This window comes from Streptomyces sp. NPDC007875 (assembly GCF_042868035.1).
GTDB classification, from domain to species: Bacteria; Actinomycetota; Actinomycetes; order Streptomycetales; family Streptomycetaceae; genus Streptomyces; species Streptomyces antimycoticus.
The window spans coordinates 127,022-153,151 of the sequence record NZ_JBIADZ010000004.1 but is presented as its reverse complement, the minus strand read 5'-3'; the positions used below and the strand labels follow the sequence as shown (position 1 = coordinate 153,151).

General features: G+C 70.9%; 24 protein-coding genes. 15 read left to right on the top strand and 9 right to left on the bottom strand.

Annotated elements, in window-relative coordinates; all coding sequences use genetic code 11:
• Window positions 1-66 precede the first annotated feature (66 nt).
• From pgl to tkt, 5 genes are read right to left on the bottom strand one after another with little or no spacing between them, the layout of a single operon-like run.
• A complete protein-coding gene (gene pgl / locus ACFYOY_RS10015) occupies window positions 67-849 on the bottom strand; it encodes a 6-phosphogluconolactonase (protein WP_351891630.1) in 783 nt (260 codons plus the stop codon).
• Complete coding sequence (opcA, locus tag ACFYOY_RS10010; protein WP_351891624.1) at window positions 846-1,997, bottom strand: glucose-6-phosphate dehydrogenase assembly protein OpcA; 1,152 nt, start codon at window positions 1,995-1,997, stop codon at window positions 846-848. Before opcA ends, pgl begins: the two co-directional genes overlap by 4 nt.
• Entirely contained in the window at window positions 1,994-3,517 is a 1,524-nt protein-coding gene (gene zwf / locus ACFYOY_RS10005) for a glucose-6-phosphate dehydrogenase (RefSeq protein ID WP_059144923.1), read from the bottom strand. Before zwf ends, opcA begins: the two co-directional genes overlap by 4 nt.
• 4 nt (window positions 3,518-3,521) lie before the next feature.
• The gene (gene tal / locus ACFYOY_RS10000; protein ID WP_351891615.1) at window positions 3,522-4,640 is read right to left on the bottom strand and encodes a transaldolase; all 1,119 of its coding nucleotides are present in this window, start codon (window positions 4,638-4,640) and stop codon (window positions 3,522-3,524) included.
• Window positions 4,641-4,685: 45 nt separating this feature from the next.
• On the bottom strand, window positions 4,686-6,764 hold the full coding sequence (tkt, locus tag ACFYOY_RS09995; protein WP_351891609.1) for a transketolase: 2,079 nt from the start codon (window positions 6,762-6,764) through the stop codon (window positions 4,686-4,688).
• Window positions 6,765-7,147: 383 nt separating this feature from the next.
• Here tkt and ACFYOY_RS09990 point away from each other — a divergent pair, with 383 nt between their 5' ends.
• From ACFYOY_RS09990 to ACFYOY_RS09980, 3 genes are all read left to right on the top strand, one after another.
• Window positions 7,148-8,098, top strand: a complete 951-nt coding sequence (locus ACFYOY_RS09990) for a heme o synthase (protein WP_351891605.1) — start codon at window positions 7,148-7,150, stop codon at window positions 8,096-8,098.
• Between the two features lie 24 nt (window positions 8,099-8,122).
• Complete coding sequence (locus ACFYOY_RS09985; RefSeq protein WP_351891598.1) at window positions 8,123-8,542, top strand: hypothetical protein; 420 nt, start codon at window positions 8,123-8,125, stop codon at window positions 8,540-8,542.
• A gap of 84 nt (window positions 8,543-8,626) precedes the next feature.
• Entirely contained in the window at window positions 8,627-9,763 is a 1,137-nt protein-coding gene (locus tag ACFYOY_RS09980; RefSeq protein ID WP_388585934.1) for an amidohydrolase, read from the top strand.
• Here the strand turns inward: ACFYOY_RS09980 and ACFYOY_RS09975 are convergent.
• From ACFYOY_RS09975 to ACFYOY_RS09965, 3 genes are all read right to left on the bottom strand, one after another.
• Window positions 9,733-10,725 (bottom strand): COX15/CtaA family protein, encoded by a 993-nt coding sequence (locus tag ACFYOY_RS09975; RefSeq protein ID WP_351891588.1) that lies wholly within the window; start codon window positions 10,723-10,725, stop codon window positions 9,733-9,735. The genes ACFYOY_RS09980 and ACFYOY_RS09975 overlap by 31 nt on opposite strands.
• Before the next feature lie 115 nt (window positions 10,726-10,840).
• Entirely contained in the window at window positions 10,841-11,614 is a 774-nt protein-coding gene (locus tag ACFYOY_RS09970; RefSeq protein ID WP_351891583.1) for an ABC transporter permease, read from the bottom strand.
• Window positions 11,611-12,537, bottom strand: coding sequence for an ABC transporter ATP-binding protein (locus ACFYOY_RS09965; RefSeq protein ID WP_351891577.1), 927 nt, complete (start codon window positions 12,535-12,537; stop codon window positions 11,611-11,613). The genes ACFYOY_RS09970 and ACFYOY_RS09965 overlap by 4 nt, the downstream gene beginning before the upstream one ends.
• A 205-nt stretch (window positions 12,538-12,742) precedes the next feature.
• Between ACFYOY_RS09965 and ACFYOY_RS09960 the strand changes: the two genes are divergently transcribed.
• From ACFYOY_RS09960 to dapD, 11 genes are all read left to right on the top strand, one after another.
• Complete coding sequence (locus ACFYOY_RS09960) at window positions 12,743-13,543, top strand: helix-turn-helix transcriptional regulator (RefSeq protein ID WP_388585931.1); 801 nt, start codon at window positions 12,743-12,745, stop codon at window positions 13,541-13,543.
• Window positions 13,540-14,961, top strand: a complete 1,422-nt coding sequence (gene sufB / locus ACFYOY_RS09955; protein WP_078640802.1) for a Fe-S cluster assembly protein SufB — start codon at window positions 13,540-13,542, stop codon at window positions 14,959-14,961. Before ACFYOY_RS09960 ends, sufB begins: the two co-directional genes overlap by 4 nt.
• A 92-nt stretch (window positions 14,962-15,053) precedes the next feature.
• Window positions 15,054-16,223 (top strand): Fe-S cluster assembly protein SufD, encoded by a 1,170-nt coding sequence (sufD, locus tag ACFYOY_RS09950; protein ID WP_351891565.1) that lies wholly within the window; start codon window positions 15,054-15,056, stop codon window positions 16,221-16,223.
• Entirely contained in the window at window positions 16,220-16,543 is a 324-nt protein-coding gene (locus ACFYOY_RS09945; RefSeq protein WP_351891560.1) for a bifunctional 3-phenylpropionate/cinnamic acid dioxygenase ferredoxin subunit, read from the top strand. The genes sufD and ACFYOY_RS09945 overlap by 4 nt, the downstream gene beginning before the upstream one ends.
• A 7-nt stretch (window positions 16,544-16,550) precedes the next feature.
• Complete coding sequence (sufC, locus tag ACFYOY_RS09940; protein ID WP_351891551.1) at window positions 16,551-17,315, top strand: Fe-S cluster assembly ATPase SufC; 765 nt, start codon at window positions 16,551-16,553, stop codon at window positions 17,313-17,315.
• Window positions 17,312-18,568 (top strand): cysteine desulfurase, encoded by a 1,257-nt coding sequence (locus ACFYOY_RS09935; RefSeq protein ID WP_388585925.1) that lies wholly within the window; start codon window positions 17,312-17,314, stop codon window positions 18,566-18,568. Before sufC ends, ACFYOY_RS09935 begins: the two co-directional genes overlap by 4 nt.
• Window positions 18,569-18,579: 11 nt before the next feature.
• The gene (gene sufU, locus ACFYOY_RS09930) at window positions 18,580-19,044 is read left to right on the top strand and encodes a Fe-S cluster assembly sulfur transfer protein SufU (RefSeq protein WP_093460899.1); all 465 of its coding nucleotides are present in this window, start codon (window positions 18,580-18,582) and stop codon (window positions 19,042-19,044) included.
• Window positions 19,041-19,376 (top strand): metal-sulfur cluster assembly factor, encoded by a 336-nt coding sequence (locus ACFYOY_RS09925; RefSeq protein ID WP_059144908.1) that lies wholly within the window; start codon window positions 19,041-19,043, stop codon window positions 19,374-19,376. Before sufU ends, ACFYOY_RS09925 begins: the two co-directional genes overlap by 4 nt.
• A gap of 124 nt (window positions 19,377-19,500) precedes the next feature.
• Entirely contained in the window at window positions 19,501-19,821 is a 321-nt protein-coding gene (locus tag ACFYOY_RS09920) for a multidrug efflux SMR transporter (RefSeq protein WP_351891530.1), read from the top strand.
• On the top strand, window positions 19,821-20,396 hold the full coding sequence (locus ACFYOY_RS09915; RefSeq protein ID WP_351891523.1) for a TetR family transcriptional regulator: 576 nt from the start codon (window positions 19,821-19,823) through the stop codon (window positions 20,394-20,396). The genes ACFYOY_RS09920 and ACFYOY_RS09915 overlap by 1 nt, the downstream gene beginning before the upstream one ends.
• A gap of 79 nt (window positions 20,397-20,475) precedes the next feature.
• Window positions 20,476-21,465 (top strand): 2,3,4,5-tetrahydropyridine-2,6-dicarboxylate N-succinyltransferase, encoded by a 990-nt coding sequence (gene dapD / locus ACFYOY_RS09910; RefSeq protein WP_351891519.1) that lies wholly within the window; start codon window positions 20,476-20,478, stop codon window positions 21,463-21,465.
• Window positions 21,466-21,565: 100 nt separating this feature from the next.
• Here the strand turns inward: dapD and ACFYOY_RS09905 are convergent, their stop codons facing one another.
• The gene (locus ACFYOY_RS09905; protein WP_388585922.1) at window positions 21,566-23,392 is read right to left on the bottom strand and encodes an endonuclease/exonuclease/phosphatase family protein; all 1,827 of its coding nucleotides are present in this window, start codon (window positions 23,390-23,392) and stop codon (window positions 21,566-21,568) included.
• A gap of 417 nt (window positions 23,393-23,809) precedes the next feature.
• Between ACFYOY_RS09905 and ACFYOY_RS09900 the strand changes: the two genes are divergently transcribed.
• The gene (locus tag ACFYOY_RS09900; protein ID WP_388585920.1) at window positions 23,810-25,372 is read left to right on the top strand and encodes a hypothetical protein; all 1,563 of its coding nucleotides are present in this window, start codon (window positions 23,810-23,812) and stop codon (window positions 25,370-25,372) included.
• Window positions 25,373-26,130: the final 758 nt, after the last annotated feature.

Genomic DNA, 26,130 nt, shown 5'->3' with positions numbered 1-26,130 from the left:
AGCAGGGGAAACGCGACGATCCCCCGGGCGCCCGAGGCGCGCGGGGGATCGTGTGCGATACGAGGGTTACGGAGACGCCGGGGGATACAGCTCGCGCGGCAGGCCCGCCGCCGCGGCCCGGTCCAGCAGCCACAGCGTGCGGCTGCGGCCGTACGCACCCGCCGCCGGAGCCTGCACCTCCCCGGCACCCGACAGGGCTATCGTGACCGCTCTCGCCTTGTCCTCACCGGCCGCCAGCAGCCACACCTCCTGTGCCGCGCGGATCGCGGGCAGGGTCAGCGAGGTCCGTACGGGGGGCGGTTTGGGCGCGCCGCGCACCCCGACCACCATCCGCTCGGTCTCCCGGACGGCGGGCAGCTCGGGGAAGAGCGAGGCCACATGGGTGTCCGGGCCGACGCCCAGCAGCAGCACGTCGAACGACGGCACCGCGCCGTGGTTCTCCGGCCGCGCGGCCCGCGCCAGCTCGGCGGCGTACGCCTCGGCCGCGGCGTCCACGTCGCCGCCGTTCGCCCCGTCGGACGCGGGCATCGCGTGCACCCGCGCCGGATCCAGCTCCACCGTGTCCAGCAGCGCCTCGCGGGCCTGGGTGACATTGCGGTCGGCGTGGCCCTCCGGCAGGAATCGCTCATCGCCCCACCACAGGTCCAGCCGCGACCAGTCGACCGCGTCGCGCGCCGGGGAGGCGGCGAGCGCGGCCAGCAGGCCGTTGCCGTTGCGCCCGCCGGTCAGGACGACCGAGGCGGAGCCACGGGCGGCCTGGGCGTCCACGATCTTCGTGATCAGCCGGGCCGCCGCGGCCTGGGCCATCAGCTCCTTGTCGCGGTGGACGACCACCTGTGGTGCGGTCACTTGTCCGCCTTCCCGTCCGCCTTCCGCTCCTGGGCCTTCGCCGGGGGGTGAGGCTTGGGAGCCGGCGGCTGTGCCGGTGCCTGCGGTGGGTTCTTCGGCGAGCCGGGCGCATGCTCCGGCGGCGCCTCCGGGTCCCGGGTCGGCAGCGGCGGCCGGTCCGGCCCCGGTGCCACCTGAGTCGCCGGGGCGGCCTTGGCGTCCCGCTCCAGTGTGGCCACGCCGCCCTTGCCCAGCTTGTTCACGCCGAACTTCACCGACGACGCGTAGATCTCGTCGGGGTCCAGCCGGCGCAGCTCCTCGGCGATCAGCTCCGACACCTCACGCCGCTGCAGCGCCACATGCCGGTCGGGCTGGCCCGGCATCGCCAGCTCGGCCAGCGAGCCGTTCGCCCGGTCCAGGCAGATCACGCCGTCGGCCGTCTCCAGCCGCACCGCGGTGAGCCCGGGGCCCTCCGAGACCTGCCGGTTCACCGGCACCCCCAGCCGCTCGGCGAGCCACAGCGCGAGCAGCTCGCTGCTCGGGTTGTACGCCTCGCCCTCGACGACCGCGGAGGTGATCGGGGAGTGCCGCTGGTCCAGGGCGGCGGCCAGGACGCTGCGCCACGGGGTGATCCGGGTCCAGGCCAGGTCGGTGTCGCCCGGGGTGTAGGTCGCGGCCCGCAGCCCGAGGGCCGCGACCGGGTCCTCGGTGGCCTGGGCGTCGGTGATCCGGCGCTGGGCCAGCTGTCCGAGCAGGTCCTCGCTGGGGTGCTCCGGGGCGTCCTCCGGCCACCACACCACCACCGGGGCGTCCGGCAGCAGCAGGGGCAGGACCACCGAGTAGGCATGGTTGGCGAGTTCGCCGTGCAGCCGCAGCAGCACCGTCTCGCCGGTACCGGTCTCGCCGCCGACCCGCACCTCGGCGTCCATCCGGGCCATCTTGCGGTCGCGCGGCGACCGGCCCGGACGCTTGATGACGACCAGGATGCGCGAGGGGTGCTCCTTGGACGCCTCGCTCGCCGCCCTCAGCGCGTCGTAGTGATTGCCCTCGTCGGTGACGATGACCAGGGTCAGCACCATGCCCACGGCCGGCGTGCCGGTGGACCGGCGCGCCTGGATCAGAGCGGAGTTGATCCGGCTGGACGTGGTGTCCGTGAGATCGATGTTCATGGCCGCCGCCAGCTCCGTCCGTCTCGTGCGAGCATCTCGTCCGCGGCTTTCGGCCCCCAGGTCCCGGACGTGTACTGCTCGGGCCTGCCGTGCTTCTCCCAGTACTCCTCGATCGGGTCGAGGATCCGCCAGGACTGCTCGACCTCCTCATGGCGGGGGAAGAGATTCGCCTCGCCCAGCAGGACATCGAGCAGCAGCCGCTCGTACGCCTCGGGGCTGGACTCGGTGAAGGACTCGCCGTACTGGAAGTCCATCGTCACGTCCCGGATCTCCATGGAGGTGCCGGGCACCTTGGAGCCGAACCGGATGGTGACGCCCTCGTCCGGCTGCACCCGGATGACCAGGGCGTTCTGCCCGAGCTCCTGGGTGTCGGTGGCGTCGAAGGGGGAGTGCGGGGCGCGCTGGAAGACCACCGCGATCTCGGTGACCCGCCGCCCCAGCCGCTTGCCGGCGCGCAGGTAGAAGGGGACACCCGCCCAGCGGCGGTTGTCGATCTCCAGCTTGATCGCGGCGTAGGTGTCGGTCTTCGAGTGGGGGTCGATGCCCTCCTCCTCGAGATAGCCGTGCACCTCCTGGCCGCCCTGCCAGCCGGGGGCGTACTGCCCGCGGACCGTGTGCTTGCCCAGCTCCTTGGGCAGCTTGACCGCCCGGAGCGCCTTCAGCTTCTCGGTGACCAGGGAGGACGCCTCGAAGGAAGCGGGCTCTTCCATGGCGGTCAGCGCGAGGAGCTGCAGCAGGTGGTTCTGGATGACGTCACGGGCCGCGCCGATGCCGTCGTAGTAGCCCGCACGCCCGCCGATGCCGATGTCCTCGGCCATGGTGATCTGCACATGGTCGACGTACGACCGGTTCCAGATCGGCTCGAACATCGTGTTGGCGAAGCGCAGCGCCATGATGTTCTGGACCGTTTCCTTGCCCAGGTAGTGATCGATCCGGAAGACATCACCGGGCCGGAAGACCTCGTGGACGACCTGGTTGAGCTCCTGGGCGCTCTTCAGATCGTGGCCGAAGGGCTTCTCGATGACCGCGCGCCGCCAGGAGTCGCCCTGGCCCTGCGACAGCCCGTGCTTCTTGAGCTGCTGGACGACGGTGGGGAAGAACTTCGGCGGGACCGACAGATAGAAGGCGAAGTTCCCGCCGGTGCCGCGCGCCTTGTCGAGCTCCTCTATGGTCGCCCGCAGGGTCGTGAACGCCTCGTCGTCGGAGAACGCGCCGGGTACGAAGCGGAACCCCTCGGCCAGCTGCTGCCAGACCTCCTCGCGGAACGGGGTCCGCGCGTACTCCTTGACCGCGTCGTGCACGACCTGGGAGAAGTCCTCGTCCTCCCAGTCGCGGCGGGCGAAGCCGACCAGGGAGAAGCCCGGCGGCAGCAGCCCGCGGTTGGCCAGGTCGTAGATGGCGGGCATCAGCTTCTTACGGGACAGATCGCCCGTGACGCCGAAGATCACGAGGCCGGATGGCCCCGCGATGCGCGGGAGCCGTCGGTCTCGTGGGTCACGCAGCGGATTGCTGCTGGTCACGGTTTCACGCCTCCGAGGGTGCGAGGCGCTTGAGCTCCGCCTCGGTGGACTTCAGCAGGTCGTTCCAGGAGGACTCGAACTTCTCGACGCCCTCGTCCTCCAGGACCTGGACGACGTCGTCGTAGGAGATCCCGATCCCGGCCAGCGCGTCGATGTCGGCCTTGGCCTGCTCGTAGGTGCCGCGCACGGTGTCGCCGCGGATCTCGCCGTGGTCGGCGACCGCCTCCAAGGTGGCCTCCGGCATGGTGTTGACGGTGCCGGGGGCGACCAGTTCCGTGACGTACATGGTGTCCTTGTACGCCGGGTCCTTGACGCCGGTCGAGGCCCACAGCGGACGCTGCTTGTTGGCGTTCGACCGGTCCAGGGCGGCCCAGCGGTCGGAGCTGAAGACCTCCTCGTACGCCTGGTACGCGAGGCGGGCGTTGGCGATGGCGGCCTTGCCGCGCAGCGCCTTGGCCTCATCGGTGCCGAGCTTGTCGATGCGCTTGTCGATCTCGGTGTCCACGCGGGAGACGAAGAAGGACGCCACCGAGTGGATCTTCTGCAGGTCCAGGCCCGCGGCCTTGGCCTTCTCCAGACCGGCCAGGAAGGCGTCCATGACCGCGCGGTACCGCTCCAGGGAGAAGATCAGCGTGACATTGACGCTGATGCCCAGGCCGATCACCTCGGTGATCGCGGGCAGCCCCGCCTCGGTCGCCGGGATCTTGATGAAGGTGTTGGGCCGGTCCACCAGCCAGGCCAGCTGCTTGGCCTCGGCGATGGTGGCGGCCGTGTTGTGGGCCAGGCGCGGGTCGACCTCGATGGAGACCCGGCCGTCCTGGCCGCCCGTCGCGTCGTAGACCGGCCGGAGGATGTCGGCCGCGTCGCGGACGTCCGCCGTGGTGATCATGCGGACGGCTTCCTCGACGGTGAGCCTGCGGACCGCGAGGTCGGCCACCTGCTGCTGGTAGCCCTCACCGCTGGAGATCGCCTTCTGGAAGATCGACGGGTTGGTGGTGACGCCTACGACATGCTGCTGGTCGATCAGCTCGGCCAGGTTGCCGGAGGTGATCCTCTTGCGGGAGAGGTCGTCGAGCCAGATCGCGACGCCTTCGTCGGCCAGCCGCTTGAGTGCGTCTGTCATGGGGTGTGTTCTCCTACTCGTCGCTACTAAGTCGTCTGCGGGGTGTCAGCGCCCTGCGGCGTCGAGAGATTCGCGGGCGGCGGTGACCACGGCCTCGGCGGTGAGGCCGAATTCCCGGAAGAGCACCTTGTAGTCGGCGGAGGCGCCGAAGTGCTCCAGCGAGACGATGCGGCCGGCCTCGCCGACGTAGCGGTGCCAGGTCAGGCCGATACCCGCCTCGACGGCCACGCGGGCCTTGACGGACGGCGGCAGCACTGTCTCCCGGTACCCCCTGTCCTGCTCCTCGAACCACTCGACCGAGGGCATTGACACGACGCGGGTCGGAATCCCGGCGGCCTGGAGCTGCTCACGCGCCTCCACGGCGAGCTGCACCTCCGAACCGGTGCCGATGAGGATGACCTGCGGCTGGCCGCCCTCGGCCTCGAAGAGGACGTAACCGCCCTTGGCGGCGTCCTCGCTGGCCTCGTAGGTCGGCACGTTCTGCCGGGTCAGCGCGAGGCCGTGCGGAGCCGGGTTTTCGCTGTGGCGGCGGGTGATCTCGCGCCAGGCGATGGCCGTCTCGTTGGCGTCGGCCGGGCGGACCACGTTCAGGCCCGGGATGGCACGCAGCACCGAGAGGTGCTCCACCGGCTGGTGGGTCGGGCCGTCCTCGCCGAGGCCGATGGAGTCGTGCGTCCACACATAGGTGACCGGCAGCTTCATCAGCGCGGCGAGCCGGACGGCCGGGCGCATGTAGTCGGAGAAGACCAGGAAGGTGCCGCCGTAGACACGGGTGTTGCCGTGCAGCGCGATGCCGTTCATGGTCGAGCCCATGGCGTGCTCGCGGATGCCGAAGTGGACGGTGCGGCCGTACGGGTCGGCCTCCGGCAGCGGGTTGCCCTTCGGGAGGAAGGACGAGGACGCGTCGATCGTGGTGTTGTTGGAGCCCGCGAGGTCGGCGGAGCCGCCCCACAGCTCGGGGAGCACCCCGCCGAGCGCCTTGAGCACCTGGCCGGACGCCTTACGGGTGGCGACGTCCTTGCCCGGCTCGAAGACCGGCAGCGCGGACTCCCAGCCCTCGGGCAGCTCGCCCGCGGTGATCCGGTCGAACAGGGCGGCCCGCTCGGGGTTGGCGTTCCGCCACTCCTGGACCTTCTTGTCCCAGGCGGCGTGCGCCTCGCGGCCGCGGTCGACCAGGGCGCGGGTGTGGTTGATGACGTCCGTCCCGACCGCGAAGTGCTGCTCGGGGTCGAAGCCGAGGACGCGCTTGGTGGCGGCGACCTCGTCGGCGCCGAGCGCCGAGCCGTGCGACGCCTCGGTGTTCTGCGCGTTCGGGGCGGGCCAGGCGATGATCGTGCGGGCCGCGATGATCGAGGGGCGCTCGGTCTCGGCCTGCGCCGCCTTGAGCGCCGCGTACAGCGCGTGGATGTCGAAGTCGCCGCTCTCGGCCTGCTCGATGCGCTGGACGTGCCAGCCGTACGCCTCGTAGCGCTTCAGCACGTCCTCGGAGAGCGCGGTCGCGGTGTCGCCCTCGATCGAGATGTGGTTGTCGTCGTACAGGGCGACGATGTTGCCCAGCTTCTGGTGGCCGGCCAGCGAGGACGCCTCGGCGGAGATGCCCTCCTCCAGGTCGCCGTCGGAGACGATCGCCCAGATGGTGTGGTCGAACGGAGAGGCGCCCTCGGGCGCCTCCGGGTCGAACAGGCCACGCTCGTAGCGGGCGGCCATCGCCATGCCCACCGCGTTGGCGATGCCCTGGCCCAGGGGGCCGGTGGTGGTCTCGACACCGGTGGTGTGGCCGTACTCCGGGTGGCCCGGGGTCTTGCTGCCCCAGGTGCGGAACGACCGCAGATCCTCGAGCTCCAGCCCGAAGCCCGCCAGGTACAGCTGGACGTAGAGGGTCAGGCTGGTGTGCCCCGGAGACAGCACGAAGCGGTCGCGGCCCGTCCAGTCCGCGTCGGAGGGGTCGTGCCGCATCAGCTTCTGGAAGAGCAGGTACGCGGCGGGTGCGAGGCTCATGGCCGTGCCAGGGTGGCCGTTACCGACCTTCTGTACGGAGTCCATGGCCAGGACCCGGGCCGTGTCGACGGCCTGCCGGTCCAGATCGGTCCACTCGAGGTCTGTGGTAGTCGGCTTGGTGCTCACCCTGAGTCAGGGCTCCTCTCCACAATGTCGAAATCCGGTGACCGTATGTGCACCGGCGATGTCGAGCCTACCCCTGGAACAACGGTCATCTTTTCGAGTTCCACTCAACGGGATAAGGAACGAATTCCGAGGTTGCCGCATTCCCTCCGGGGCCCGTCCGGATGGCGTCCCGGGCCCTACGGAAGGCGCCGTTCCGGACCGTGCCCGGCCCGTCGTCCGCCGGGGGTGGCCGCCTTGGGGGCGCCTTGCGGTGCCCCTTCAACACGAGGGACCCCGGCGGCGGGCGGCGTATCCGCTACGTCTAGAGTGGCGTGGTACGCGCAAGTCTTTACCGGCTCTTCATGTCCGGTGCTTGCTGGTTCTTGCTTCCACCAGGGGTGTGCGTGACGGCCGTCGAATCCCGTCCTGCGGGGGTGCTCGAGACGAGCGAAACGAGCTCCGGTCACCGGCCGTTCGGGGCCCGTGTCATGGCGTTCGTGGCGCTGACGAAGCCGCGCGTCATCGAACTGCTGCTGATGACGACCGTGCCGGTCATGTTCCTGGCCGCCCAGGGCGTCCCGGATCTGTGGCTGGTGGTCGCGACCTGTGTCGGCGGCTATCTGTCGGCCGGGGGCGCGGCCGCGTTCAACATGTATTACGACCGGGACATCGACGCGTTGATGGAGCGCACCGCGCAGCGCCCGCTCGTGACCGGCATGGTCTCGCCGCGCGAATGCCTCGTCTTCGCCTTCGCGCTCGCGGCGGGGTCGACGGCCTGGTTCTGGGCGCTGGTCAACCCGCTGTCCGCGATGCTGTCGCTCGGTGCGCTGGTCTTCTACGTCGTCGTCTACACGATGTGGCTCAAGCGGCGCACCTCGCAGAACATCGTGTGGGGCGGCATCGCTGGCTGTATGCCCGTCTTCATCGGCTGGTCCTCGGTGACCAACGAGGTCTCCTGGGCCGCCGTCATCCTCTTCCTCGTGATGTTCTTCTGGACGCCGCCGCACTACTGGCCGCTGTCGATGAAGGTCAAGGACGACTACGAGCGGGTGGGCGTGCCGATGCTGCCCGTCGTCGCGGGCAACAAGGTGGTCGCCCGGCAGATCGTCCTCTACAGCTGGGCCATGGTCGGCGTCTCCCTGCTGCTGTGGCCGCTGGGCTACACCGGCTGGTTCTACCCGGTGGTCGCGGCGGTGCTCGGCGGGTTCTGGCTCATGGAGGCGCACGCGCTCCAGGGGCGTGCCAAGGCCGAGATCACGGGCGCGAAGCTCAAGGAGATGCGGCTGTTCCACTGGTCGATCACCTATGTGTCGCTGCTGTTCGTCGCCGTGGCCGTGGACCCTTTCCTGCGGTGATTACCGGCGGGTAGCATCGCCTGTATGGCAGACACCACCCAGCCGGAGCCGACCGAGAGCGGCGCGTCGGCCGCAGAGCCCTCGGCCCCGGCCGCAGCGTCCAAGCCGCCCAAGCCCTCGAAGGACGAGAAGCGGGCCGAGCGGCTCGCCCGCCAGATCACGGCCTTCGCCACCGGCCACGGCGGTAGCGCCGAGGGGCAGATCGCGCACATCGGGCGCGGCTCCGTCCGGATCGCCCTCGTCGGCGCCGACGGCGAATGGGGCGTTCTCGTCGCCCCTTCCCAGGAGAGCGCGCGGCGCGCGGCCGAGATCGCCGGGCTGACCCTCCAGGACGCCTTCGACGGCGAGCTCGCCGCCAAGGTCCGCACCGGTCCGTACGAGTGGGCGCGCATGGCGGGCATCCAGCTCGGCGGACCCGGCAACCCTCCGGCACCCGCCTCGTAGAACGCCTGAGAACGGGTCCGGCGACACCTCGCACCCCTTCCGTCCGTTAAGCCCGTCGATGCCGGAGGGCGAGAGGCGGCGGCGATGCACGAGGCGACGGACTCCCCGAACACCCTGGGCCCGCCGACCGGCCCGGTCCCCCGGGACGGGCCGGGCCCGGTGGCGGGACCGATCACGCTGCCGCCGCTGGTCGACCAGCACAGCCGCGGCACGGTCGACGGCGAGCTCGGCGTCGGCTCGTTCGAAACCCATCTGGCGGCCGCCGCCGGGTCGGGCGCGGCCCCGGCCGGCACCACCTTCTTCGACAGCTGGACCGGTCTGGCCGTGCGCCGCTGGTGCCCCCCGCTCCTGGGCATGGAGCCCCACTGCGCGCCCGTCAGCTATCTCGCCCGCCGCCGTGAGCTGGGCGCCTACCGCGCCGCGCGGCTGCTGCTGCGCGGCGCCGGCATCGGCACCTTCCTGCTGGAGTCCGGCGCCCGGGACGACCTCAGCACCCCCGAGGAACTGGCCGCGACCGCCGACGGCGCGGTCCATGAGGTGGTCCGCCTGGAGCCGCTGGCCGAGCAGGTCGCCGACACCTCCGGCACGGTCGACGCCTTCATCGGCAACACCGCCGAGGCGCTGTACGCGGCGGCCCAGCACGCGACCGCCTTCGCCATGGGGATCGCCTTCTGCGACGAGCTGCCGCCCGATCCGCGCGAGGTCCGGCGCGCCGCCGCCCGCTGGCTCGCGCTCACCGTACGCCCGGCCCCGGGCCGCGCCCCCGACCCCGCGCTCGCCCAGCATCTGCTGTGGAGCGCCGTCGCGACGGGCCTACCGGTGCAGCTGCACTGCGCCGATCCGCAGTCGCTCGTCGGCTTCCTGCGCGCCACGGCCGGCTTCGGCACCGATCTGGTGCTGCTGCCCGACCGGCCGCACCACCGGCGGGCGGCCCAGCTCGCCGCGGCCTTCCCGCATGTCTACGCGGACGCCGGGCCGCGGCCCGGGGAGACCCTGGGCGAGGCGCCGTTCGGCAAGCTGCTCTTCTCGACGGGCGCGCGCGGGCTGCCCGAGCTGTATGTGACCGCGTCCCGGCTCTTCGGCCAGGCCATGGCCCGGCTGGCGGACGAGTGGGTCGGCGAGGAGATCTGCACCCGGTCCGAGGCCCAGCGAATCGCCGGGCTGGTCGCGGCCGGGACCGCGCGCCGCGTCTACCGGCTGGACGCGGCCGGCTCGGGCTGAACGGTCTCGTGGTCGCCGGTCGGGGCGGGGACGGCCGCCGGAAGCGCGGCGCGCTCGCGCTGGGCGAGCAGCACCCGCAGCACCGCGATCCACACCAGGCAGGAGCCGAGCATATGGATGCCGACGACGACCTCGGGCAGATGGGTGAAGTACTGCACGTACCCGACCACGCCCTGCAGGAGCAGGACGACGAGGAGCTCCAGGACCGTACGGCGCTGGGCGGCCGGGGCCTTCACGGCCCGCAGTGTGAACCACAGGGCGACGGTGAGGCCCAGCACGATGTAGACGAAGTCCACGTGCAGCTGGGTGATCTCCTGCCAGTTCAGCGGGATGCGGTGCACCTTACGGGCGTCACCGGCGTGCGGACCAGCGCCGGTGACCACGGTGCCGATGACGATGAGCACGCCGGTGGCGGCGATCAGCAGCCGGGTCAGCTGGCGCACCGGCGCGGCCACGAGATCGCGCGGCTCCGCGTCGCCCTCGCGCGCCCGCCACCAGGTCGCCACGGCGACCGTGAGCAGCACGGAGGACAGCAGGAAGTGCGAGCTGACGATGTACGGGTTGAGGCCGGTGAGCACCGTGATGCCGCCGACCACGGCGTTGCCCATGACGATCCAGAACTGGGCCCAGCCGAGCCGGGTCAGCGAGGTGCGCACGGGCGTACGGGCGCGGGCGGCGATGATCAACAGCCCCACGACCACGCAGAGGACGTACGTCAGCATGCGATTGCTGAACTCGATGACGCCGTTGATCCCCATTTCAGCGGTCGGCGTCAGGCTGCCGGAGGTGCACTTGGGCCAGGTGTCACAGCCCAGCCCGGACTGGGTGAGCCGGACCGCGCCACCGGTCACGACGATGACCACGGCCATCACCACGGTGGCCAGCGCGGCCCGCTCCACGAAGCGCGCGGAGGGCTGCCAGCGTCGGGCGATCAGCTCGAACGGATTCAGCGAATTCGGCACGCGCCCATCGTAGGCCGCCGCTTGTGCAGCTTTTCACGAGGGGTAGTGCTTCGGTAAAGCCGCAGCTCGCAGAGGTGTTCGTGGCTACTCCCAGCGGAGCTGCTCCCAGCGGAAGCTACTCCCAGCGGAAGAAGCGCGCCGCCGCGCCCAGCCCCAGCACCGCCCAGACCGCCAGGATCCCCAGATCCCGCCACGGCGTCCCGGCCCCGTCCTGGAGGACGTCCCGCAGCCCGCCCGAGAGCGCCGAGATCGGCAGCAGTTCCAGTGCGCCGCGCACCGCGCCCGGGAACTTGTCGAGCGACACGATCACCCCGCCGGCCACGAGCAGCAGCAGGAAGACCAGGTTGGCGGCGGCCAGGGTCGCCTCGGCCTTCAGGGTGCCCGCCATCAGCAGCCCGAGGCCGGAGAACGCCGCCGTGCCGAGGATCAGCAGCAGTGCCACGGAGAGCGGGTCACCGTGCGGTGACCAGCCCAGCGCCAGCGCGATCGCGGTCAGCAGCACGATCTGCAGGACCTCGGTGACCAGCACCGCGAGGGTCTTGGCGGTCATCAGCCCCCATCGCGGCAGCGGTGAGACGGCGAGCCGCTTGAGCACGCCGTAGCGCCGCTCGAAGCCGGTGGCGATGGCCTGTCCGGTGAATGCCGTGGACAGCACGGCAAGCGCCAGCACACCGGGCGTCAGGAAGTCCACGGTGCTGCCGTCGGCGCCCGTGTCGACGACGTCGACGGTGCTGAAGAGCACCAGCAGCAGGGACGGGATGACGACGGTCAGCAGCAGCTGCTCGCCGTTGCGCAGCAGCATCCGGGTTTCCAGCGCGGCCTGCGCCCGGATCATCCTCATCAGCGGGGCCGCCCCCGGCTTGGGAAGAAAAGTGCCCGTGGCGGTCACGCTCGCAGCTCCTTACCGGTGAGCTCCAGGAAGACGTCCTCGAGGGTGTGGCGCTCGACCGAGATCCGGTCCGGCAGCACACCGTTCTGCGCGCACCAGGAGGTGACGGTGGCCAGCATCTGGGGGTTGACCTTGCCGGTGACGCGGTACGAGCCGGGGGTCAGCTCGGCGGCCGTGGAGTCGGCGGGCAGCGCCTTGAGGAGCGAGGCCAGGTCGAGTGCGGGGCGGCCGCCGAAGCGCAGGGTGTTCTCGGCGCCGCCCCGGCACAGCTCCTCGGGGCTGCCCCGGGCGATCACCTTGCCGCCGTCGATGATCGCCACATCGTCGGCGAGCTGCTCGGCCTCGTCCATGTAGTGGGTGGTCAGCATCACGGTGACCCCGTCGTCGCGCAGATCGCGGATGAGGTCCCAGGTGGCGCGGCGGGCCTGCGGGTCGAGTCCGGCGGTCGGCTCGTCCAGGAAGACCAGCTCGGGGCGGCCGACGACGGCCATGGCGAGCGCGAGCCGCTGCTGCTGGCCCCCGGAGAGCCGCCGGTAGGTGGTGCGGCCGCAGGAGCCGAGGCCGAGCCGTTCGATCAGCAGGTCGACGTCGACCGGATGTGCGTGCAGGGAGGCGGTGTGGCGCAGCATCTCTTCTGCGCGCGCGCCGGAATAAACGCCTCCGGACTGCAGCATCACCCCGACCCGGGGGCGCAGCGCGGGGGCGTCCGCGACCGGGTCGAGCCCGAATATCCGGACCGTGCCGGCGTCGGGGCGGCGGTACCCCTCGCAGGTCTCGACGGTGGTGGTCTTACCGGCTCCGTTGGGGCCGAGAACGGCGGTCACGGCGCCCCGGTCCACGGACAGGTCGAGCCCGTCGACCGCGGTCTTCGGGCCGTACCGCTTGACCAGGCCGACGATGTCGACCGCGGGCTCTTCTCGCATGTCCGGCAGTCTACGAATCGCCGGGCCCCCTGTGGGCGGCAGGGCCGGAAGCCGCGGTGCCCGCCGCCCGGCCGCAAAGGCGTCGCCACAGGTGAAACCGGGGCGCGGACCCTCTCGGACTTAGGTACACCTAAGTGACGTACCCCACCGGACCTGCAGATCTCCCCGCTTGTGCCGCGCCGGGGAATTACGCAACAATGGCGTTGTGAAATACGCGAGCGAGGCTCCGAACGGACGCGCGGCCGAACTGGTCGCGCGGTCTGGCGCGCCCGCATCCGCGCCGGAAGAGCAGCACGGCACCCGCAACCGGGTCGCGCGCTCCATCCTCGACCATGGTCCCTCCACCGCGGCGGAGCTCGCCCAGCGGCTGGAGCTGACCCAGGCGGCCGTCCGCCGCCACCTGGACACCCTCGTCGCCGACGGCGTCGTCGAGCCCCGAGAGAAGAGGGTGTACGGGGCGCGGGGGCGCGGCCGCCCGGCCAAGGTCTTCGCGCTCACCGACTGCGGCCGCGACGCCTTCGACCAGGCTTACGACAAGCTCGCCGTCGACGCCCTGCACTGGATCGAGCAGAGCGCCGGAGGCGGCGAGGCGGGCCGCGCCGCGGTCGCCGCGTTCGCCCGCGCCAGGCTCGCCGCCCAGGCGGAGGGATACCGCGGCACCGTCGAGGCCGCCGCCCCCGGCCGCCGCACCGAAGCCCTCGCCGACGCGCTCTCCGCGGACGGGTACGCTGCTACGGTGCGCAGCGCGCCGGTCGGCGAACAGCTCTGCCAGCACCACTGCCCGGTCGCCCACGCAGCCGAGCGATATCCGCAGCTGTGTGAGGCGGAGACCGAGGTCTTCTCCCAGCTGCTCGGAACTCATGTGCAGCGTCTGGCCACCATCGCCCATGGCGACGGAGTGTGCACGACGTTCATTCCGAAGACCGGCAAGGTCGAGAAGACCGACACCCGCACCACCAAGACCACCACCGCATCTGCCAGCACGGCCGGGAGGAACCCCGAATGACTCTCCCCACGGAGACCGCTCACCCCGAGCTTGAGGGCCTGGGCAACTACGAGTACGGCTGGGCCGACTCCGACGTGGCCGGCGCCTCGGCCAAGCGCGGCCTCTCCGAGGAGGTCGTACGCGACATCTCGGGGAAGAAGTCCGAGCCGGAGTGGATGCTCAAGCTCCGCCTCAAGGGCCTGAAGCTCTTCGGCAAGAAGCCCATGCCCACCTGGGGCTCGGACTTGTCGGGCATCGACTTCGACAACATCAAGTACTTCGTCCGCTCCACCGAGCAGCAGGCCGCCTCCTGGGACGACCTGCCCGAGGACATCAAGAACACGTACGACAAGCTGGGCATCCCGGAGGCCGAGAAGCAGCGCCTCGTCGCGGGTGTCGCGGCCCAGTACGAGTCCGAGGTCGTCTACCACCAGATCCGTGAGGACCTGGAGGAGCAGGGCGTCATCTTCCTGGACACCGACACGGCGCTCAAGGAGCACCCGGAGCTGTTCCAGGAGTACTTCGGCACCGTGATCCCCGCGGGCGACAACAAGTTCGCCTCGCTGAACACGGCGGTCTGGTCCGGCGGCTCGTTCATCTACGTGCCGAAGGGCGTGCACGTGGAGATCCCGCTGCAGGCGTACTTCCGGATCAACACCGAGAACATGGGTCAGTTCGAGCGGACGCTGATCATCGTCGACGAGGACGCCTACGTCCACTACGTCGAGGGCTGCACCGCGCCGATCTACAAGTCGGACTCGCTGCACTCCGCGGTCGTCGAGATCATCGTCAAGAAGGGCGCCCGCTGCCGCTACACGACCATCCAGAACTGGTCGAACAACGTCTACAACCTGGTCACCAAGCGCGCCGTGGCTTACGAGGGCGCGACCATGGAGTGGGTCGACGGCAACATCGGCTCCAAGGTGACCATGAAGTACCCCGCCGTCTACCTGATGGGTGAGCACGCCAAGGGCGAGACCCTGTCCATCGCCTTCGCGGGCGAGGGCCAGCACCAGGACGCGGGCGCCAAGATGGTCCACATGGCCCCCCGCACCTCGTCGAACATCGTCTCCAAGTCGGTGGCGCGCGGCGGCGGCCGCACCTCCTACCGCGGTCTGATCGAGATCGGCGAGGGCGCCGAGGGCTCCAAGTCCAATGTGCTCTGTGACGCCCTGCTCGTCGACACGATCTCCCGCTCGGACACCTACCCGTATGTGGACGTCCGCGAGGACGACGTGTCCATGGGCCATGAGGCGACCGTCTCCAAGGTCAGCGACGACCAGCTCTTCTACCTGATGAGCCGCGGTCTGTCCGAGGACGAGGCCATGGCGATGATCGTGCGCGGCTTCGTCGAGCCGATCGCGCGCGAGCTGCCCATGGAGTACGCGCTGGAGCTCAACCGGCTGATCGAGCTGCAGATGGAGGGCGCGGTCGGCTGACGCCACCCCCTTCCGGCCCAGGCGGGGGCACCGTCCTCCGCCCGGGCATCCCGTTCAGGCCCATCAGGCAGAAAGAGAGCAGTACGACAGCCATGGCTGAAACCATCCCGGCCGGATCCACCACGGACGGCGTCATCCAGGTGGGCCAGCCCACCGATGCCCGGGTGAGCGCGCCCGCGTCGTACGACGTGGCCGACTTCCCGGTGCCCCATGGCCGCGAGGAGGACTGGCGGTTCACCCCCCTGGAGCGGCTGCGCGGTCTCCATGACGGCACGGCTGTCGCCGACGGCGGCGTCAAGGTCGAGGTGACCGCCCCCGAGGGCGTCACGGTCGAGACCGTGGGCCGTGACGACGCACGCCTGGGGAAGGCCGGCAAGCCGGTGGACCGGGTGGCGGCCCAGGCGTACAGCTCCTTCGAGAAGGCGTCGGTCGTCTCGGTGCCCAAGGAGACGGTGCTCACCGAGCCGGTGCGGATCGCCGTGCACGGCGAGGGCGGCACCGCCTTCGGCCACCAGGTGATCGAGGTCGGCGCCTTCGCCGAGGCGGTCGTGGTCATCGACCACACCGGTGACGCCACGCTCGCCGCCAATGTGGAGTACCTGATCGGCGACGGCGCCAAGCTCACCGTGGTCTCGGTCCAGGACTGGGGCGACACCGCGGTCCACGTCGGTCAGCACACCGCGCTGGTCGGCCGGGACGCCACCTTCAAGTCCGTGGTCGTCACCTTCGGCGGCGATCTGGTGCGGCTCCACCCGCGCGTCGTCTACGGCGCCTCGGGCGGTGAGGCCGAGCTGTACGGCGTGTACTTCACCGACAACGGCCAGCACCAGGAGCACCGGCTCTTCATCGACCACGACACCCCGCACTGCCGGAGCAACGTGGCCTACAAGGGCGCGCTGCAGGGCGCGGAGGCGCACGCGGTGTGGATCGGCGATGTGCTGATCCGGGCCGCCGCAGAGGGCACCGACACCTACGAACTCAACCGGAACCTTGTCCTCACCGACGGCGCCCGTGTCGACTCGGTGCCGAACCTGGAGATCGAGACCGGTGAGATCGTCGGCGCCGGGCACGCGAGCGCGACCGGCCGCTTCGAGGACGAGCAGCTGTTCTACCTGATGGCGCGCGGCATCCCGGCCGACGAGGCCCGCCGTCTGGTGGTCCGCGGCTTCTTCGCCGAGGTCGTCCAGCAGATCGGGATCCCCGACCTGGAGGAGCGGCTCATCGCCAAGATCGAGGCCGAGCTGGAGGCGTCCGTAGGATGACCAACACCTTCGTACGCGCCTGTGCGCTGGACGAACTCGAGGACGGCACCCCCAAGCGGGTCGAGCTCGAGGGCGTGCCGGTGGCACTGGTGCGCACCGAGGGCGAGGTGTTCGCGATCAACGACATCTGCTCGCATGCGAACGTCTCGCTGTCCGAGGGCGAGGTGGAGGACTGCCAGATCGAGTGCTGGCTGCACGGCTCCAGCTTCGACCTGCGCACCGGCAAGCCGTCCGGCCTTCCCGCGACGCGCCCGGTCCCCGTATACCCCGTAAAGATCGAAGGGGACGATGTGCTCGTCTCCGTCACCCAGGAGTCCTGAGGCACCCATGGCCACGCTTGAGATCCACGACCTGCACGTTTCCGTCGACGCCGAGGGCGGCCCCCGCGAGATCCTGCGCGGTGTCGACCTGACCGTGAAGCAGGGCGAGACGCACGCCATCATGGGCCCCAACGGCTCCGGCAAGTCCACCCTCGCCTACTCGCTCGCCGGGCACCCGAAGTACACGATCACCGGCGGCACCGTGACGCTGGACGGCGAGGACGTGCTCGCGATGTCCGTCGACGAGCGCGCCCGCGCCGGTGTCTTCCTCGCCATGCAGTACCCGGTCGAGGTGCCCGGAGTCTCCGTCTCCAACTTCCTGCGCACCTCCGCGACCGCGATCCGCGGCGAGGCGCCCAAGCTGCGCACCTGGGTGAAGGAGGTCAAGGAGGCCATGGAGCGCCTCAACATCGACCCGTCCTTCGCCGAGCGGAATGTGAACGAGGGCTTCTCCGGCGGTGAGAAGAAGCGCCACGAGATCCTCCAGCTGGAGCTGCTGAAGCCGGCCATCGCGATCCTCGACGAGACCGACTCCGGCCTCGACGTCGACGCACTGCGGGTGGTCTCCGAGGGCGTCAACCGGGTCCGTGAGTCCGGCCAGGTCGGCACCCTGCTGATCACCCACTACACCCGCATCCTGCGGTACATCAAGCCCGACCACGTCCACGTCTTCGCGGCGGGCCGGATCGCCGAGTCCGGCGGCCCGGAGCTGGCCGACAAGCTGGAAGAAGAGGGCTACGAGGCGTACGTGAAGGGAGGCGCGTCCGAGTGACACAGTTGCCGGGCCTCCTCGACACCGAGGCGATCCGCAAGGACTTCCCGATCCTGGACCGTGTCGTCCATGACGGCAAGAAGCTCGTCTACCTGGACAACGCGGCGACGTCGCAGAAGCCGCGCCAGGTGCTGGACGTGCTCAACGACTACTACGAGCGCTCCAACGCCAATGTGCACCGCGGCGTCCATGTGCTCGCCGAGGAGGCCACGGAGCTGTACGAGGGCGCCCGCGACAAGGTCGCCGCCTTCATCAACGCTCCCAGCCGCGACGAGGTGATCTTCACCAAGAACGCCTCGGAGTCGCTGAACCTGGTCGCCAACATGCTCGGCTGGGCCGACGAGCCCTACCGGGTGGACCAGGACACCGAGATCGTCATCACCGAGATGGAGCACCACTCCAACATCGTTCCGTGGCAGCTGCTCTCGCAGCGCACCGGCGCGAAGCTGAAGTGGTTCGGCCTCACCGAGGACGGCCGGCTCGACCTGTCGGAGATAGAGCAGGTCATCACCGAGAAGACCAAGGTCGTCTCGTTCGTGCTGGTCTCCAACATCCTCGGCACGGTCAACCCGGTCGAGGCGATCGTCCGCCGCGCCCAGGACGTCGGCGCCCTCGTGGTGATCGACGCCTCCCAGGCCGCCCCGCACATGCTGCTGGACGTGCAGGCGCTCCAGGCCGACTTCGTGGCCTTCACCGGCCACAAGATGTGCGGCCCGACCGGAATCGGTGCGCTGTGGGGCCGCCAGGAGCTGCTGGAGGACCTGCCTCCGTTCCTCGGCGGCGGCGAGATGATCGAGACCGTCTCGATGCACTCGTCCACCTACGCCCCGGCGCCGCACAAGTTCGAGGCCGGTACGCCCCCGATCGCCCAGGCCGTCGGCCTCGGCGCGGCCGTGGACTACCTCACCTCGATCGGCATGGACAACATCACCCGCCATGAGCATGCCCTCACGCACTACGCGGTCGGCAGGCTCCTGGAGGTGCCGGACCTGCGCATCATCGGCCCCACCACGGCCGAGGAGCGCGGCGCCACGATCTCCTTCACGCTCGGCGACATCCACCCCCACGATGTGGGCCAGGTGCTCGACGAGCAGGGAATCGCGGTCCGGGTCGGCCACCACTGTGCTCGCCCCGTATGCCTGCGCTATGGAATTCCGGCGACCACCCGAGCGTCGTTCTATCTGTACTCCACTCCGGCCGAGGTCGACGCCTTGGTGGACGGCCTGGAGCACGTACGGAACTTCTTCGGGTAGGGGCGTGCCGCGTGAAGCTGGATTCGATGTACCAGGACGTGATCCTGGACCACTACAAGAACCCCCATGGACGGGGCCTGAGGGACGGCGACGCAGAGGTACACCATGTCAATCCGACCTGCGGTGACGAGATCACGCTCCGGGTGCGGCTTGACGGCGAGACCATCGAGGACGTGAGCTACGAGGGCCAGGGCTGTTCCATCAGCCAGGCCAGCGCCTCCGTGCTCAATGAGCTGCTGGTGGGCAAGGAGCTGGCCGAGGCCCGCAGGATCCAGGAGACCTTCCTGCACCTGATGCAGTCCAAGGGCAAGGCCGAGCCGGACGACGCCATGGAGGAGGTGCTGGAGGACGCGATCGCGTTCGCCGGTGTCTCCAAGTACCCGGCCCGTGTGAAATGCGCCCTGCTGAGCTGGATGGCATGGAAGGACGCCACGGCACAGGCACTGGGTGAGACCGCCGGAGGGAAGACCGCATGAGTGACAACGTGACCACCACCAAGCCCGCCAGCGAGGAAGAGGTCCGCGAGGCCCTGTACGACGTCGTGGACCCCGAGCTGGGCATCGACGTGGTCAACCTCGGGCTGATCTACGGCATTCACATCGACGACGCCAACATCGCGACGATCGACATGACGCTGACCTCGGCGGCGTGTCCGCTGACCGACGTCATCGAGGACCAGGCCAAGTCCGCGACCGACGGCATTGTCAATGAGCTCCGGATCAACTGGGTCTGGATGCCGCCGTGGGGCCCGGACAAGATCACCGACGATGGACGTGAGCAGCTGCGCGCCCTCGGCTTCAACGTCTGACCTCTCGCCTCCTGGGCTTTGAGAGCGGCCCCCGCGCTTCGGCGCGGGGGCCGCTCTCATATTCCGGGGCCCGCGGTCTCCTCGTTACGTACAACCGTACGCATCGTTGTGTACGGTTGTACGCATGGGATATGTGATGCTCTCCGGAGCGATCCTGGCCGAGATCCTCGCCACCACCTCGATGAAGTACAGCGACGGTTTCAGCAAGCTATGGCCCTCGCTGGCGACCGCCGCGGGCTATCTGATCGCCTTCGCCCTGCTCGCCCAGACGCTCAAGACGGTGTCCGTGGGCACCGCGTACGCCATATGGGCCGGAGCGGGCACGGCCCTCATCGCGGTGATCGGCATGCTCTTCCTGGGGGAGGCGGCCACCGCCGCCAAGGTGCTCGGCGTGCTGCTGATCATCGCCGGAGTGGTGGTGCTCAATCTGAACGGCGCCCACTGATGGGGCGCCGCTACGACCCCGACCGGCGGCAGCGGATCATCGACGCCGCGGCCGCCGTGGTCCGCGAGCGCGGCATCACGGGGCTCGGCCACCGGGCCGTGGCCGCCGCCGCCGATGTGCCGCTGGGCTCGACGACCTACCACTTCGCGACCCTCGACGACCTGCTGGTCGCGGCGCTCGGCCAGATCAACGCGGAGTGGCTGGCGGAGGTGGAGCGCTGGGTGGAGGGCGTCGATCCGGCCGCGCCGCCCGCGGACGAGCTGGCCCGGTGGCTGGAGGAGCAGCTCACGGGCGACCGGGCGCGGATGGAGCTGGAGTACGAGCTGTACTTCGCCGCGCTGCGCCATGAGGGGCTGCGGCCGCTCGCCGCCGTGTGCCTGGACGAGATGGCCCGGATGCTGACGCGACTGGTGCCCGACGCGGCCACGGCGCGCGCGGTGGTGGCTCTGATCGACGGGCTGACCCTGCAGGTGCTGCTGGCGGACCGCCGGTACGACCGGGAGGGCACCCGTGCGGCGCTGGCACGGATCATGGGTGGAGACGGCGATGACGGGCCGCCCGGGACCGCTCGATGAGGCGGCATGACGGGCCGCCCGGGATCGGTCGCTGAGACCGGTTCGCCTCCCGGCCCCGCCTCCGGTTAGCGTTCTGACCATGACCGATGCATCCACCACCGCCCCCACCGGCGCCGTCGCCGCCGGTCTCGCCACCCTCACCGAGGACGGCACCGTTCTGGACACCTGGTTCCCGGCCCCCGAGCTGGCCGCCGAGCCCGGCCCGGCCGGGACCGAGCGGCTCGACGCCGAGCGGACCGCGCAGCTGCTGGGCGAGACCGCCCTCAAGGCGGTCGGGCCGGACCCCCGGCGCGGCGTCGAGGTCGTCGCCGTCCGCACGGTCATCGCCTCGCTCGACGAGAAGCCGCTGGACGCGCATGACGTCTATCTGCGGCTGCATCTGCTCAGCCACCGGCTGGTCAAGCCGCACGGCCTGAGCCTGGACGGCCAGTTCGGCCTGCTGGCCAACGTCGCCTGGACCTCGCTCGGCCCCGTCGCCGCCGACCAGGTGGAGCGGGCCCGGCTGGCCGCCCGCGCCGAGGGGCTGCACCTGTCGGTGACCAGTGTCGACAAGTTCCCCCGGATGACCGATTACGTCGTCCCCTCCGGCGTCCGCATCGGCGACGCCGACCGGGTCCGCCTCGGCGCGCACCTCGCCCCCGGGACCACGGTCATGCACGAGGGCTTCGTCAACTTCAACGCCGGCACGCTGGGCACCTCCATGGTCGAGGGCCGGATCAGCGCGGGCGTCGTGGTCGGCGACGGCTCCGACATCGGCGGCGGCGCCTCGATCATGGGCACCCTCTCCGGCGGTGGCAAGCAGACGATCAGCATCGGCGAGCGGTGCCTGCTCGGCGCCGAGGCGGGCCTGGGCATCCCGCTCGGCGACGACTGCATCGTCGAGGCGGGGCTGTATGTGACGGCGGGCACCCGCGTCACCCTCCCGGACGGCAAGATCGCCAAGGCTCTGGAGCTCTCCGGCGCCGACAACCTCCTCTTCCGCCGCAACTCCATCACCGGCGCGGTCGAGGCGCTGCCCCGCACCGGTTCCTGGGGCGGGCTGAACGAGGCGCTGCACAGCCACAACTGATCAACGGCCGACAGCCACAACTGATCAACGGCGGTACGGCGGCGGCCCGGTGGGGGACTCCCTTCCCCACCGGGCCGCCGCTTGTACGTCGGCTGACGCCTCAGGGGCGCACCCGCACCACCTGCGGGTCGTGGTCGCTGGACTGGTCCGCGAACTCGGCGTTGAGGTGCACGATGTCGTAGTCGGCACGGCGCAGCGCGCGGCTGGTCAGGATGTGGTCCAGCACCTGCGAATTGCCGTTGTAGACGTAGCCGTAGCGCTCGTCCCTCGGCAGCCGGGTCACCAGGTCAGTCAGCACACCGCCCTTGGTGAGGTCGGCCAGCGCGGGCGAGAACTGGTAGTCGTTGAGGTCGCCCGCGACGACCACCGCCGCCTTCGGGTCGGCGTTCAGCAGCGCCTTGACGAAGGTGTTGACCGCTGTGGCCTGTCCGGTGCGCTGGGTCTCCGAGGAGCGGGCCGGGGGCTGGAAGCGGCTGTCCAGGCCCTGGTCGCCGCCCTTGGAGTTGAAGTGGTTCGCGACCACGAACACCGGGCGGCCGCGGAAGGAGAACTGCCCGGCCAGCGGCTTGCGGCTGGCCTTCCAGACGCCGTTCGCCGGGTCGATACGGCCTGGGGAGGCCGACAGCGTGGCCTTGCCGCCCTTCTTCTCGACCGTCACCGGGGTGGTGGAGTCGCCGCCGGGGATGTCGGTGAAGGAGACCCGCTTCGGGTTGCAGAGGAACGCCACCCGGATGTTGCCGCCCGGCTCGCCGCCGTCCTGGTCGTCAACCGGGTCGATCTGGCGCCACTCGTACGAGGGGCCGCCCGCCGCCTTGATCGCGTCGGTGAGCTTCGTCAGCGTGGTGTCGGCGCCCACCACCGAGTCGTTCGTCGCGCCGTTGTCGTCCTGGACCTCCTCCAGCGCGACGATGTCCGGCGAGGCGAGGTGCTCCACCAGCCCGGTGGCCAGCCGGTCGAACTTCGACTGGGCGGTCTTGGGGGAGAGGTTCTCCACGTTGTAGGTGGCGATGGAGAGTTCGTCCGCCTTCTGCTTGCGGGTGCTCTCCCGCTTCGGGCCATGGTCGGCGAGGTCGCCCATCGTGGTGGCCGCGAGCGTGTAGCCGCCGAAGTTGTCGTAGTCCAGCGGTCCGGCCGTGGTGCCGGTCAGCGCGTCGCCGACGTCCGCGACGGGGAAGGGGTGCTCGGCGTAGGGGAGGAGGGAGACCACCTTCACCCGGCCCGCGTTCGGGTCGCGATACGAGCCGTAGAGGGCGCCGCCGCGCGCGGTCCGCCGGTGGCGGGGCTCCGCGGTGACCCACAGCTCCTTGTAGGTGTTGGTCGCGCCGACCACGGGGGCGTTCTCGACCGAGACCCGCATGCCCTCCAGCGACTCGTAGCGGTCCAGGGCGTACGAGCGCGGCCGCAGCGTCAGCCCCTCGATGGAGTCGCCGCCCGCGTCCGGGGTGTAGCGGTCGGGGATCGTGGAGGGGTTGAGCCGGTATGCGGCGGGCAGCGCGTTGCCGGAGGACCGGACCGTCCAGGTGGCCTTGGAGATCTCGGTGAGCGACTGCAGACCGGCGTCCTTGCCGCCCGGGTAGTACTCGGACACCGTCCCGGAGACCAGCACCGAGTCGCCCACGGCGACCGAGGGCGTGGTCGATCCGGTGAAGACGAAGATCGCCTCACTGGTGGCCGCGTCCCGGTCGGGCTCGGTGTCCTGGATCCAGAAGCCGCGCGACGAGCCGAAGGCGCGTATCGCCGTGACCGTGCCGGGGACCTCGGTCACCTGCTGTCCGGCGAGCGGGGATATCCGGGTGCTGCCCTGGATGTCATGGATGCGGATCTCGGCGGCGGAGGCCGACGAGGGCACGACGAGCAGCCCGGCCGCGAGGGCGGAGGCGGCGACGGCGGTGACGGCGACGGGTCCGCGCGGTGCGCGAAGGGACATGGTGGTGGCCTCCGGAAAGGAGTGAACGGCGAGGAAATCGCCTCTACGCGCGTCAATCTCTTTCCTGGGCACGGAAGTTGTCAAGACAGGACGGGTGGCGTGCGGATGGCGGGAGCGGGGCGGGGACATGAACGAAGGGGCGCCGCCCGCCCCCTCGCCCCGGCCGGTTCCCGCGGCCCGTCGGCCGAATTCACCGCTTGCCGCGGTGCGGGATCGGGCGCGGGACCACATCGGGACGAAAGTGCCGTCCCGTTCCGTCTACGCTGGGGTCCGGGCCGTGCCGTGGCGCCCGTGCCCGTACAGCCGCATATCCGTACCCCCATGGCTCCACAGCGGGGTCCTGAGACCCATAGCTCCATAGCCCCTACAGCCCCATAGCCCCCGCGACTTCCGCGCCCCGAGGAGTGACGTCCGCCCATGCCAGAAGAGCGCCCCACCATGCCGCCCGTGCGGCTTCGCACCGACGCGGAACTCGCGCGGGACGCACTCGCCGCGCCGCTCCTCGCCCGCGCGGTCCGGCTCGCCCGCTGGGCCGAGCCGGGGAAGCCGGTGGCGTCGGGCGGGGTGCTGCCGGAGGGCGAGCTGCGGGCGGCGATCGAGCTGCTGGGGCTGTCGGGGGACGAGGACGGGCCCGAGCACACGGCGCAGGCGTGGCAGCTCGCCGTCGACACCGGGCTGGTCGAGATCGACGAGTCCGAGGAGGCGTCGGGCGCCGAGGCGACCGCGCGGTCCGATCGCGAGGGTGACGGCGATGGCGACGGTAAGGGTGACGGCGACCGCGCGGACGGCGAGGCTCCGCTCGGGGACGAGTTCTCCGCCCTCGCGACCAGCGGCGAGGAGCTGCGCCTGATCACCGAGGGCGGCCCCCGCGACATCCTGGACATCTGGCTCGACGGCTTTGAGACGGTGCTGGCCGACGCCGCCGCCCCCGACCTGGGCGACATCGCCGCCCAGATCAGCGAGGGCGGTGAGCTCGACCTCGACGCGATCGACTGGAACCCGGAGGAGGAGGCCGAGTTCCTCGACGGGGTGCTGGGCAACCTCTATCTGCTGACCGCCCTTGACGAGGAGGCCGCCGCGGCCTCCGTACCGCTGCCCGCGCTGGCCGCCTCCATGATCGTCCCCGAGGACATGGACGAGCCCACCGACGACATCCTCGAAGAGGTCTCCGAGGCGATGGTGCGGCTGGACGACCAGTTCCGCCTGCTCGCCCCGACCGGCCTCATCGACTACCAGCCGGTGGACGAGGCGCTGATCCAGGAGGTCGACGGCGAGGGCCGGATCCAGGAGCCCGAGACGGCCGAGGAGCTCGAGGACGAGGACGTCTCCCGCTACGGCATGGTGCGGCTCACCCCGCTCGGCATCTACGCCGTACGGGCCCGGATGATCGAGGCGGGCATCGACGCCCCGGCCGTCGGCGACCTGGCCGACAAGGGCGCCGACATCCTGCTGGACGCCCTCCCAGGCCACCCCGAGCCTGCCGCGCAGGCCGAGGCCGAGCAGTGGCTGGCCCGCCGTACGCCCGAGGAGGCCGCCCGGGAGCTGCTGGCCGCCGCGCGAGGCGACGACGAGGACGCACCGCTGCGCCGCCTCACCTGCCAGCAGACGCTCTCGCTGGTCGGGACCGAGGCCGAGCCCGCCCTGCGCGAGGTGCTCGACGACCGCCACCTGGGCGGGCTGGCCCGGGTCTGGCTGGCCGAGCACGGAGTGGCGGGCGTCCCGGAGCCGTCGGAGGCGATGGTCTTCTGGCTGACCGTGGACACCCTCGCTGCCCAGCTCGCCACCGAGGGCGACTCGGCCGAGCTGCGGGACCTGGTGCGCGGCCTGGTCGACCAGTCCGGGAGCTTCTTCGACTCGGCCTGGCGGGTGGACCACCCGGCGACCGCGGAGGTCCTGGAGGCGATGGGCCGGCTGCACCCGGACAAGCAGGCCGCCAAGGAGGCCCGCAAGGCCGCCTTCAAGGCCCGCTCAAGGGCATAGCCACACGGGGCTTCACCGAGGCCGTGGCCGGCCTGCGGCGCGGACTCACCGCGGCCCGGGCCGGCCCGGGCCGTCTTCCCGGAACGCCCGCCCGGCCCGGCGCCGCCCGCGCCCCCGACACCCCGGGCCCCGGGCGCGCCACGCCTCGCAACGCCGATGGGCGTAGCGCCGGGGCGTCTCGCGCCTCCGTCGCGCGGGAGACCCCGCTCGGAGATATCCGACGGATCGTGCCGCTTGCGACGGGGCTGTTCCCTCCCCGCCCTTTCCCGCGGTTTCGATATGCGGCTTCGCCGCGTGGTGGGGCTCTGCCCCGGACTCCGGGTCCAGGGGCGAGTCCTGGTGACGGGCGCGGTCGGGCAGGGCTGCTCTCGACCCCGCGCCTTCCTGCGGCACCGAAATGCGGCTCCGCCGAGTGGTGGGGTTTCGCCCCGGACCCCGGAGTCGCGAAGCTCCTGGTGACGGGCGCGGTCGGGCAGGCTGTTCCCGTCCCCGCGCTCTCCCGTGACACCGATATGCGGCTTCGCGGCGTGGCAGGGCTCTGGCCCGGACCGGGGTTCAGGGGCGGAGCCCTTGGTATCGGGAAGGGGGAAGGGGCGGGGAGGGGAAAGATCCGCCGGGCACCCCCTGGCACGGACACGGACACGGGCGCGGAGAGGGGCGCGGACAGGGGCGCGGGCGGGGGCGTGGTGGGCCCCGTCCCGGGGCCGGTGTGGCGCTTGCGTGTCGCGGTCCGGTGCGGGCGTCCGTCCGCTGGACGG